Raw genomic sequence first — 12064 nt, forward strand, 5'->3', positions numbered from 1 at the left:
CATATAAAACCTACCGAAATACTACTCCTAAGCCCCGATTTTCACCAGCGCCGCCCCCGCCCGCCATTCAGCTCCCAATTTATCTAATATCGTGATTAACAATTCTAATAATATCGTTTTATTTCACAAAACACAGTCGTTAACATTGCTCGATATAACGCCGGGCGGCACTGTCCCGACCGGCTGCCCTGCCCGCTCTAAAATTTCAATCGAGAGGAAGCGATCATGCCTTTGCAGCAACTAGTGGAATATTTCAACGACCGCCTGGAACAGGAGCACAGCGATGGTATCCGGCCGTTTTTGTTGGAGAACGGCACCGTACACGGCATGTTCGGGCCGATCAAAGTCGGCAGCACCTTGGCGCCGATCCGGGAAACCTTGCGCACGTCGCAGGTAGTCGGCCATATCGCGCAATTGACGGTCGCGGCAAATCCGGTACAGACGCTGTTGGGTAACGAGCTGGACAATCTGCTCAGTCTGCCTCAAGCGCCCGGCAACAGCGATTCGGTGATCAATTTCGACCGGCTGACCCGCACCGTGCACATGCTGAACTACCTGCCGCAGTCGCATCTGGACGAATTGCTATTTCTGTACGTCGATCCGCGGCATATTCTGGGCGTCAAGGCCGACCACGGCGCTTATTTCGAAGAGATCATCGTCAAATGCGGCCTGCAAACCAGCAACGTGGCCATTGCGCTCAGTGTCAGCAACGCCTACACCCGCTTCTTTCCGTCCTTGCAAAAAGGTCTGGAAAATTACCAACGCCGCGGTTACCGGCTGGCGCTGAAATTCGACGTTCAGTCGCTGGAAAAAGCCGCGCTGGAATTGATCTCCCGCTTATCGCCGGATTTTGTCGGCTTATCCGCCGAGCATTTGGATCAAGTCAGAGACAACCAGTTGCTGGGCAAAATCCAGCAACTGAACAGCCTGGTCACCTCGGTCAATGGCCGCAGCCTGCTATTGGATGTCGCCGACAAGCGCAGCGCGGCATTGGCCAGACAGAGCGGCTTCGATTTGGTACAGGGGCGTTATTTCGAACTGCCGGTGACGTCGGCGAATAGGCGGGACGCAGCACATCCGCTTGGCACCACGCAGAGTTACTCGAGCCGCGGCGCGTTGTGAAAGGATTCGAGGCCATTCAGCTTGTTGCAAAGCGCGATTTGCTGGAAGTTCTATCAATGACTTCAAGCAGACCAGACTGTTAGAACTAGAGTAATGCGGTAGCGCCGAGTTCCCCTCACCGTGCTGACCGGATACGTCATGCATACGCTGGATGTGCACAGCGAAAACCCGACGCGGAAAGCGATGGGTGGGGACAGTTCTCAGCGCGATCGAAGATCTGCGCGCTTTACTTTATCCCTTGTTTGACTTTGCCCCAATCCATCTCGAACCGAAAGGGCTGTGCCGGCTCGGCGGCGGCTGTCACGCGTTGAATGCGCTCCTCGGTTAGCGGATGAGTTTGCAACAGCACCGGGATACTGCCGGTCAGCGTATCCGCGGTTTGAATTTTTTTAAAAAAAGCTGCCAGGTTTTGCGGCGATAAGCCGGCAGCGGTCATGATTTCGATCGCCCCGTCGTCGGCGCGGCGCTCCTGATCGCGGTCGAATGACAGGCTATCCAGTTGCGAGCTAAGTTCGATCAACTGCGACAGTACCGACACGTCGCCGAATACAATGCCGATCAACACACCCATACCGGCCTGACGCACCAGTTTTCGCATCCCGTGTCGCTGCAGCACATGGGTCAATTCATGCGCCAACACGCCTGCGACTTGTTCGGGATTGTCGGCATTTTCGATCAAGCCGGTAGTCACCACCACGTAACCGCCGGGGAAGGCAAACGCGTTGATCATGTCGGCATCGACCACCGCCACCTGGTATGCGATCTCCGCGCCGTCGAACTGATCTATGCGGTTAACGATGGCGTTAACCCCGTCGGTGACGGTCTGATCCGCGATAGTTCGTTTACCGGTTTGGTAGTGTTCGAAGGCAACTTCGCCGATTTTTTGCTCCCATTCATAGGGAATCAAATCTGCGACCAAGGGGGCGGCATAGTGCAACGCCGCATATCCACCGACAAAAAACGCCGCAATCAGACCCAGGTAGACCGGCACTCGATGTTTTTCGCCGCTGAGTGTTTGACGCTGCCGGGTTTGCAAGGCAGTTAGGTGCGCGTGAGCCGGTTGCGGTAAATTCAGCGACAGCAGGGTAACGAATAGGCCGGGCTCCGCGCACAACAAGGCGTGTCGACCATTGTGGTCTGACCAGCCGATTTGCAAGGTCGTACACGGGTCGCCGATCAATTCCAAGGTGGTGCCTTGCAGAGCAATCGTCTGTCGCCCCCGCTCGGCCAGTTCGAATTCGATCAGTCCGTGCGCGGATACGGTAAACCGCACACTGAATTTGTCGCGCCCGGCATAGTAAAGCCCATTGAAATTGCTTCCTGAATTCATAGTCTTCTGTGCGCTGAATAGTCTATCCGCGGTATCAGCGGGTCGGGATGAACTGGCGTAGCCAAGAGCCGAAACCCGGCGAGTTGCGGGTTTGAATATAAACATCGCCCGGCCCCGTAAACCGGCAGACCAGACCTTCGCCGCTGGTAAAGCTGGAAATCCAGCCTTTGGCGGCTTTTTCGATTTTATAATTGGCGTTGGCGCTCCAGGCCACCATATGGCTGTTGTCGATGATTCGGGTTTCGCCGGGTGCCAGCGACAGCTTTTGGATGCCGCCGTAGGTGCTGATCGCAAGTTTGCCCTGCCCGCTTACCCGCATCACGAAGAAGCCTTCGCCGGAAAACAGACCCTTGGTCAGGTTTTGCGCCTTAGTGGAGACTTGCACCGATTGCTCGGCTGCCAAAAATCCGTCTTTCTGTAAGATGTATTCTTCCGAACCGTCCATCTCGAGTATGGCGATTTCGCCGGGATAAGCGGACGCCATCAACACTTCGCCGGGCCCGCGTGCCGCAGTAACGGTTTGAAAAAACAACGACTCCCCGGTCAGCAGTTTGCGGGATAACCCGCCCAGCAACCCTCTTTCCATTTTTGAACTCACATCCAGCGTCTCGCTCATGGTGATCATCGCACCCGACTCGGCTTTGATGGATTCGTTGGGCTCCAGACAGACCCTTAAGGTCGAAAATGCGCCGGGGTTGGTTATATCGAATTTCATACATCGCTCCTATGTTGACTATGGCCGGCGCCTAGTCTAACGGATTTCATAGTTCAGTTTTAAAAAAGCAGATTTTGCTTGGCCACGAGCTAGCGATGTCACGAACAAGGAAGAAGGGGTCAGGCATAAAAAAGCAAAGCCTTTCAAGGACGATTACTTGCTAGATCTGGCCCTTTTCCTGTTCGAAGAAAACCGGCAATTCAGGCACTACTAACCTCCCCCATATTCGTCTCGAACTCGTTTTGCATCTGTTTCATAACTATCCGACAAAGCATTTAACGTCTGGGCAAACCTGACATAACCTTCATTTTCCATGTCCACTGCTTGTACGCGATATTTTTCCGCAAGTTTCATTTCCTGTTCCCCGCTAGGGTCAACATAGTAAGCTCCGCGGGAATTCCGAATGGCGAAGTAATATCCTCGCCTGAGCGCTTCGGCGTCTTTTTCGTTCAATTGACCAGCCGCTACCCGACTAATCCACAGACCATTTGGGTCGGGCGGGCAATGCATCAAGACCTGACCAACTTTGGACATTGCCACATCAAAATGACCAGACTCCTCAGTGAGCTCCCTGACCCGATTGATCCAGACAACTAATTTGTCTGAACTAAAAGTCCCATCGTCTTCAATACCAGGAGGCATTTTCCAATCGTTCAATAAACGATAAGCGTTGTTCGCAATCGATTTTTGTTGCTCGGAAACATCCTGAATTTCTAAATCCTTTTTGTCCGGACGATAAATTAACCGTATAGCTTCACAGAAGAATTCCGGATCGCAGGCAAGCCGTTTTTCTAAATATACTGGCCTAGCTCCATGGTAGCCATTTAATAGAGGTAAATACGCCCATTCAACTCGAAAGAGGTCGTCCGGCGAAGTCTCGGTTGATTCTTGTAAATACTTGATCAAATCAACAATATGGTGGCTTGCTAAAGAATGTTTCGGTTCGGGCGTCGATACCGCCTCCATTAATGCCCTAACGCATTGTTCTATTTTGAGTGCTTTATGATCATGCCGAATCTTATCAAGGCAATCGATGGCTGAGAGCGGCCGCCCATACTCAATCAACTTGTCCACGGCAAAAGCCAAATCGCTATCTGGTTGGTAGGGATTTACCCAAGCGTGTTGCCAATAATCAATCTCGGATTCATGTAAATGTTGAGCAACACGTTGCCATGTGCTCGGCTTAAACGGTAACTGACTATAAAACTGAGAAATTTGGGGCTTTTTCCATGTGGACATATCCAATCCGTCTGCCCATGGCCAACCATTTATGTGGAAACGAGTTCCAACAAAGGCTGATATAAAATTATCCAATTGTAAATTTTCTTTATTGAGATATTCCGGCAACAAAAACGCATCAATTTTATCGTCGGCGATATGCGCCAATGCTTGCCCAACCTGGTTAGGCGATTTCACGGTTTCGGCAAACCGGATAATGGTAGTAATACCATTTTGATCTAATAAATCTTTTGCCGCATCAATACGGCGCTGATTTAGTTTTTTCAGTTTCTCGTCCCAAGATATTTCATCGTCATATTGTTCAAAGTCTCGATTCGAAAACAAATGCTGGTAACGGATATAGGGAGTTGAAGGAGCCAATTTTTCCGCCACTTCTTCGATCGGCTTCAACAACGATTCATCTGCACTCCACTCCGCGTCTGGAAAGCGGCGATGTTTGGCAACAAATCCGACTAGTTTTTCCCACAATTTTTGTCGAACATCTTCATCAAAACCAACCACGGTTTCCGATCTCAATGCACTAAGCAATTGATCGTATGCAGGATTGGGCAAACTATCGAAGCGCTCGACCAAGGCTCCCAACCTGATCGGATCGTAACCCGCCATTGCAACGGCTTGCTCCGCGTAAAAGCTTATTTGTTGCCAATATTCTTGCTGGGTGACGCCTTTCTCCCAATCAGCCGGAATCACGTTTCGCCAAACAGGCTTATGCGCGCCAAACGATGACTGAAGTTGGTTGGGTAATAAATTCAGGATCAACGACCACGCCACATCGGGTTGATCATTCTTTAAGGTACGAATGACAGCTTGGCGCTTTTCAAATGGCGCGATGGTCTGGGGTAACCATGGCAGTAAAATCGTAGATAAAGAATTTGCCGGACGGTTGGACCATTTGCCGCCGGGATCATGGCTTGCGAGTTCACCAAGCAACGAGCAAGCGCTGACCAGATAGGCTTCATCCCAGGCTAACGTTTCCAAGGCCCATAGCAATCCAGTCAGATAGTTGCCACCATGTATTCCGTCGCCTTCTTGCGCGAATAGCTCGTCAAACGGACAAGGCGTTTGGTTTAACGCATTCCCGACAGCGCGTAAAAACTCCCTCGGCGCGGCTTCTGCTAAGGTCGGTAGCAAGTGATTTAGCGAACCCCATAGCCGCCAATCGGCACCGGTGAATATCTCTCTGATTGCCAAAACAGCGGTAACCTCGGCCTTATTCAGGGAGCAATGAGTTAGCCAATCCGGATAAGCGCCCAACAATGCCAAACCCTCGGCGAATCCACTGCGCAAGCATTGGGAATGGGATAAAACTTTGCCGTAAATATTGGCTGCAAAGCGTTGATCGGCGGCTAATTCGAAACAGGGATCGCTTTCGCGCAATATCGAAACTGCGATTTGTTTGAATATATCAAGGTTCTGGTCAAACAATTTACCGCCAAGTGCTTGCAACAGCTCAATGCGGCGATGCACCGTCCACACGCCGTTTTTGATAGTAACTGGCGCATCGAGCAATGCTAACCAAGACTTAGGCTTTTGAATCCAATCGTTATAGTTCTCGCCAACCAAAGCGGTCACGACTTCCAAATCGGCCGATTTTTGTTCGTCCCAGCAGCCGATTAAGACTGCGATAGCTAGCGCGGTTGCATGTTGGTGCTGACTCCAATCGATTGGCTCAAGTGGTGTTTGGGATTTGAGCAACGCGGTTGGGAAATGGCTAACCTTTCGTTCCTGGAAAAGCGCTTTGATGTCTTCCGGTAAATTTTCCAGTGTGATCGTTCCGGCGCTCTGATTCCACGTTTGAACAATATCGACAATACGCGACCAAACCAATTGGGGTTCTGGCGTACTGAACTGAGAAATATGCGAATGCAATAACGACAGCACCACGCCTTCCTCTTTGCCCAGGTCATAACCCAGCCAGTGAAAATGTCTGAGAAAAGCATAGAGTTGATCGTCAGCGACATTGCGATTGCGGTTGGCGGATTTCAAGTGGTACCGGATCACTTCAAGTTTTTCGCTACTGCTCGACGGACTGAAGTTGGCTTGTTTGACGTTTCTGAAAAATTCGTCAACGCTAGCTGTGCGTTTAGCCTGTTCCAATAGCCATGGTACTGTTTGGAAATCTTTCGCTGTTAGTGGCCCCGTGATTAGCGCAATAACATCCTTGTTTTTATTGAAAATTCGTTGGTTGTTGAAATCGCTCCAGGCTGCGTCGATGACATCTTTTAGCTGTTTATCGCTTTTGACGAAACTAACAGCGTGCTTGACTTGGCCTAATAATTTCTGAGTTTCTCGGGTTCTCGCGTTTTCTACAAAAACGATCAAATCGTCGGTATCGAAGCCGTCAATTTTACCTTGCAATTTGACCTCGCTGATCGGCCAGCGAGAAAGGCACGGTACATGGCCACCAGTCAACATCAAGGTAACGAAACAGGCTTGAACATGAGCTTCGAAATGCGCCCCGCCGCCACCTGTAGAAAATGGATTGCTCAGTTGTTTTTTACCGTTAGCCACTAGTCCGTTTTGGTCGTAAATAAGTCACACATGAATACAGCGATAACTATTAGTATCCATTCTCAGCGCATAAAAACCAACCGCATTTGGAAATGGATATTGCTCGACGAGGATTGTGCATATCCTACGCCGAGCAACGAAATCACCACCGCTTACACCGCCACACCCTGGGCATCGAACAAACCTTCAAACAAGGCCGAACTCAAGTAGCGCTCGCCCGAGTCCGGCAAAATCACGACGATGGTTTTGCCGACGTTTTCTTCGCGCTTCGCCACCCGCACCGCGGCGGCGACCGCGGCACCGCAGGAAATGCCGGCCAGAATCCCCTCTTCCCGTGCCAAGCGCCGGGCATACTCAATCGCGTCGTCGTTGCTGACCCGCTCGATGTCGTCGACCAGCGACAAATCCAGAATGTCCGGCACGAAGCCGGCGCCGATGCCTTGGATTTTATGCGGCGCCGGTTGTAGCTCCTGGCCGCTACGGAACTGGGTCAGGATCGGACTGGCTTCCGGCTCGACCGCAATCGAGACGATCGGCTTACCCTGGGTCAGCTTGATGTAACGCGACACGCCGGTGATGGTGCCACCGGTGCCGACGCCGGAAACAAAGATGTCGATCGCGCCGTCGCTGTCGCGCCAGATTTCCGGGCCGGTGGTTTGTTCGTGAATCGCCGGATTAGCCGGGTTCTTGAATTGTTGCAATAAAACATAGCGTTCCGGATCGGAGGCGACGATTTCCTCGGCTTTGGCGATCGCGCCTTTCATGCCCTTGGCGCCTTCGGTCAACACCAGTTTGGCGCCGTAGGCCACCAGCAATTTGCGGCGTTCGATGCTCATGGTGTCCGGCATCGTCAAGGTCAGCGGGATACCGCGCGCGGCGGCGACAAAGGCCAGGGCGATGCCGGTGTTGCCGCTGGTCGGTTCGATGATTTCCTTGCCTGAGCCCAGCAGACCGCGCTGTTGGGCGTCGTTGATCATGGCCGCGCCGATCCGGCATTTCACCGAATAGCCGGGGTTGCGGCCTTCGATCTTGGCCAGCAAGGTCACCGGCGCGCCGTCGGTGATGCGGTTGAGTCTGACCAGCGGTGTGTTGCCGATCGATTGCGAATTGTCGGGGTACCAATATGCCATGTTGATGTCCTTGCGCCGCAGCGGCGCGAATAAGTTAAATGCGTTAAATGCGTTGAAACAATCCCCTCCCATTGTACGCACCGTCCGATTTAAGAGGTAGCCCGGCCGCTGCCGGCGTTTAACAACTCGCCGATAAAGCAACGCAAATAAGTGGGTAAATACAGTTGCTTAAGATACGCCAATTTGGTCATAGAGCGCGGGATCAAATGCGCCAGATCGATACAGATCAGATCGCTGTCGTTGCCCGGCTCGTACGACGCACCGGAAATGATGCCCACTCCCAGACCGAGCCTGACATAGGTTTTGATCACGTCCGAGTCGGCGGCGGACAAGGTGATATCCAGTTCCAAGCCGTGCTTGGCGAAGGCTTTTTCGATATTGGAGCGACCGGTATAACCCGGCGAATAGGTCAATAACGGATAGGACGCCAGCCGCTCCAGCGTCAGCTTGGCGTCGGCGAGCGGATGGCCCTGCGGTACGATCGCGACGTGGTTCCATTCGTAGCACGGCTTGATCACCAGCTTCTCGCTGTCCTCCATTTTCTCGGTACAAATCGCTATGTCGGCTTCGTGGCGGTACAGCAAATCGATGATTTCGCCCGGCGACGACTGCACCATGTAAATGGTCACGCCGGGAAATTGCGCCCGAAATTTGCGGATCGGCTCCGGCAACAAATACTTGGCCTGCGTGTGCGTCGTGGCGATGTGCAAGGCGCCGTTGCGGTTGGCCTGGTAGTCGTCGGCGATGGTCTGGATGTTGCGTTTGGCCAGATCGATGCCTTCGATTTCCCGCATCACCCTTTCGCCCAGCGCGGTAAAACCCAGGATTTTCTTGCCGTGGCGTTCCAGCAGCGGCGAGCCCAGTTCCTCTTCCAGCAATTGAATATGCCGGCTGGCAGCGGATTGGACGATATTGACCTTGTCCGCCGCCTTGGACAGGTTGAACTGGGTTTCCGGCAGCAGGCGCAGTAGTTCCAATTGGCTGAAATTCATCGATGCACACTCCTTTGCCGAAGCCGGCTAGTCATCAGTTGAACCAATGCGCATGTTTGATCCGCAGCGCCACCCGGTCGCCCTTCTGCAAGGCCAGTTCGCGGAACTGTTCGTTGGGCATTTCGGCGTAAATCGTGGCGCCGGAACCGTTGGCGCCGTCGCGGTTCAATTCCAGCCGGATCGTGCCGCCCAGATGTTGCCAGTCTTTCAGATAAACCGGGGCTTGATTCTGGTCTACTGGTTTTTCGACGCCGATATGGTGCGGGCGGACATGGGCGACGATGCCTTGCGAGTCGTCGACGATCACGCCGCTTTGCTTGAGCCAGAAATGTTCCTCGTCGTCGAGTTTGAACACATTGGTCTGGCCGATGAAACGGGAAACGAAGTCGCTGGCCGGATGATCGTAGATTTCGCTCGGCGTACCCTTTTGTTCGATCTTGCCATGGTTCAACACCACGATCTGGCTGGAGACTTCCATCGCCTCTTCCTGGTCGTGGGTCACGAAGATGCTGGTCACGTTCAGTTCCTGGTGCAAATGCCGCAACCAAAGCCGTAAGTCCTTGCGCACACTGGCATCCAGCGCGCCGAACGGCTCGTCCAGCAGTAATACCGACGGCTCGACCGCCAAGGCTCTGGCCAAGGCGATGCGCTGGCGCTGGCCGCCGGACAATTGGTCCGGGAACCGGTCGTGCAACCAATCGAGTTGCACCAAGTTCAGCAAGTCGTGAACCTTCTTGCGGATGATCGCTTCGCTGGGCCGGTCCTTGTGCGATTTGACCCGCAAGCCGAAGGCGATGTTGTCGAACACCGTCATGTGCCGGAACAGGGCGTAATGCTGAAACACGAAACCGATCTGCCGGTTTTTGACCGGCTGCTGGGTGACGTTGTCGCCTTTTAAAAAAACCTCGCCCTGGTCGGCCTGCTCCAGACCGGCGATGATGCGCAGCAAGGTGGTTTTGCCGCAGCCGGACGGCCCCAACAGCGCCACCAGTTCGCCTTCCGGAATGTCCAGGTTGATGTTGTCCAGGGCTTTGAAAGCGCCGAATTGTTTGCTGATGTTTTGTAGGGTGATGCTCATCTGTTACCTCTGTGAATCTAACTTGGCCGAGGCCTTGAAAGCCGACGTGTCGGGTTATACCCATAGGGCACAAGCGCCTAGCGGCTCGGTAACCGCTCCTGCGTTACCCTACCTCCTTTATGCCCCAGAGGGTATGCATCCATGCAGTCGTAACCCGACCTACGTTGTTTCGATTTTTATGCCTTCGCCTTTTTCCGGTCTTCGCTTTGTTTCCATTCCAGCAGGGTTTTGAAGATCAGGGTCATGATCGCCAAGCCGGCCAGGATCGACGCACCGGCAAAGGCGGCGACGAAGTCGTATTCGTTGTAGCTGACCTCGACGTGCAGCGGCAGGGTGTTGGTCAGGCCGCGAATATGGCCGGATACCACCGACACCGCACCGAACTCGCCCATCGCTCTGGCATTACAGAGCAGCACGCCGTACAGCAAGCCCCATTTGATGTTGGGCAAGGTAATCTTGAAAAAGGTTTGCCAGCCGCTGGCCCCCAAGGACAAGGCCGCTTCTTCCTCTTCGTGGCCGATTTCCTGCATCAGCGGGATCAACTCGCGGGCGACGAATGGAAAGGTGACGAACAAGGTCGCCAGGACGATGCCGGGCACTGCGAAGATAATCTTGATGTTATGTTCGGCCAACAGCGGCCCCAACCAACCTTGCGAGCCGAAGATCAATACGTAAATCAAACCGGCGATCACCGGCGACACCGAAAACGGCAAATCGATCAAGGTAATCAACAGGCTTTTGCCACGAAACTCAAAGCGAGAGATAGCCCAAGCCGCCGATACGCCGAACACGGTGGTCAACGGCACCGTGATGGCCGCGGTCAGCAAGGTCAAACGCATCGCCGCCAGAGCGTCCGGATGTTGCAGCGCCGTGGCATACGCTGACCAGCCCTTGCTGAAGGCATTGATCAAGACCGTCGCCAGCGGCAACACCAAAAACAGGCCGATGGTGGCCAGACTGATGCCGATCAGCACCAGCCGCACCCAGTCGGCATCTTTCAGCGCCAGCGCGTTGGCCGGTTTTCCTATAGCTGTAGAAATCGCACTCATCGCCGTCTCCTTAAAGTTGGCCGCTACGGCGGCGCACCCACCATTGCAGGCTATTGATTAACAGCAGCAACAGGAACGAAATTACCAACATGGTCAGACCTATCGCCGTGGCGCCGGCATAGTCGTATTGTTCGAGCTTGGTGATGATTAACAGCGGCACCACTTCCGAGATGTAGGGCATGTTGCCGGCGATAAAAATCACCGAGCCGTACTCGCCGACGCCGCGGGCAAAAGCCAAGGCAAAACCGGTAATGGTCGCCGGTAGAATGTTGGGGAAAATCACTTTGATGAATGCCTGCCAGCGGCTGGCGCCCAGGCTGGCAGCGGCTTCTTCCATGGCCAGATCGAATTCCTGCAACACCGGCTCGACGGTACGCACCACGAACGGCAAGCCGATGAAAATCAACGCGAACACGATGCCCAAGGGTTTGAACGCAATCTGCACGCCGGTAGCTTCGATCACCCATTTGCCGATCCAACCCTTGGGTTCGTAGATCGTCGCCAGCACGATGCCGGCCACGGCGGTGGGCAAGGCAAACGGCAAGTCGATCAGCGCGTCGAACAGTTTTTTGCCCGGAAACGGATAGCGCACCAGGGTCCAGGCGATGACAAAGCCCAAGGCCGCGGCGACGGCGGCCGCGATCAAGGCCGCGCCGAAGCTGACTTGAAACGAGGCAATCACCCGCTTGTTGGTCAAAATCCCCCAAAACTGCTCCAGACTCAGATTCAGCGATTTCAGCAACAAGGCGCTGAGCGGAATCAAGACGATCAGCGTCAGGTAGAGCAAGGTAAACCCTAAAGCGGGGCGAAATCCGGGCATGATGTGGCTTTGTGGCATAACTATTTTTATGTAGGTCGGGTTAGCGAAGCGTAACCCGACGTTTGGCAATCGATTTGT

Annotated in this window: 9 protein-coding genes; 1 reads left to right on the forward strand and 8 read right to left on the reverse strand. The window is 53.6% G+C overall.

Features of this window, described 5'->3' with window-relative positions; translation table 11 throughout:
* Window positions 1–225 precede the first annotated feature (225 nt).
* Complete coding sequence (locus tag AC0IM9_RS09045) at window positions 226–1122, forward strand: hypothetical protein (protein ID WP_482803782.1); 897 nt, start codon at window positions 226–228, stop codon at window positions 1120–1122.
* 226 nt (window positions 1123–1348) lie between these two features.
* On the opposite strand, the gene AC0IM9_RS09050 is transcribed toward AC0IM9_RS09045, so the two are convergent.
* From AC0IM9_RS09050 to cysT, 8 genes are all read right to left on the reverse strand, one after another.
* Window positions 1349–2452, reverse strand: a complete 1104-nt coding sequence (locus tag AC0IM9_RS09050) for a M48 family metallopeptidase (RefSeq protein ID WP_482803783.1) — start codon at window positions 2450–2452, stop codon at window positions 1349–1351.
* A gap of 34 nt (window positions 2453–2486) precedes the next feature.
* The gene (locus AC0IM9_RS09055; protein ID WP_445370748.1) at window positions 2487–3167 is read right to left on the reverse strand and encodes a TIGR00266 family protein; all 681 of its coding nucleotides are present in this window, start codon (window positions 3165–3167) and stop codon (window positions 2487–2489) included.
* A gap of 210 nt (window positions 3168–3377) precedes the next feature.
* Entirely contained in the window at window positions 3378–6917 is a 3540-nt protein-coding gene (locus tag AC0IM9_RS09060) for a hypothetical protein (protein WP_482803784.1), read from the reverse strand.
* A 152-nt stretch (window positions 6918–7069) separates the two neighbouring features.
* Window positions 7070–8047 carry a cysteine synthase A gene (gene cysK / locus AC0IM9_RS09065; RefSeq protein WP_482803785.1) on the reverse strand — a complete coding sequence of 326 codons (978 nt, stop codon included), beginning with the start codon at window positions 8045–8047 and terminating at the stop codon, window positions 7070–7072.
* Window positions 8048–8136: 89 nt separating this feature from the next.
* The gene (locus AC0IM9_RS09070) at window positions 8137–9039 is read right to left on the reverse strand and encodes a LysR substrate-binding domain-containing protein (RefSeq protein ID WP_482803786.1); all 903 of its coding nucleotides are present in this window, start codon (window positions 9037–9039) and stop codon (window positions 8137–8139) included.
* Between the two features lie 34 nt (window positions 9040–9073).
* Window positions 9074–10117 (reverse strand): sulfate/molybdate ABC transporter ATP-binding protein, encoded by a 1044-nt coding sequence (locus AC0IM9_RS09075; protein WP_482803787.1) that lies wholly within the window; start codon window positions 10115–10117, stop codon window positions 9074–9076.
* Window positions 10118–10293: 176 nt separating this feature from the next.
* Entirely contained in the window at window positions 10294–11166 is an 873-nt protein-coding gene (cysW, locus tag AC0IM9_RS09080) for a sulfate ABC transporter permease subunit CysW (RefSeq protein WP_482803788.1), read from the reverse strand.
* Between the two features lie 10 nt (window positions 11167–11176).
* On the reverse strand, window positions 11177–12004 hold the full coding sequence (cysT, locus tag AC0IM9_RS09085; protein ID WP_140912846.1) for a sulfate ABC transporter permease subunit CysT: 828 nt from the start codon (window positions 12002–12004) through the stop codon (window positions 11177–11179).
* Between the last annotated feature and the right edge of the window lie 60 nt (window positions 12005–12064).

It is taken from the genome of Methylomonas sp. Uni0011 (assembly GCF_056850255.1).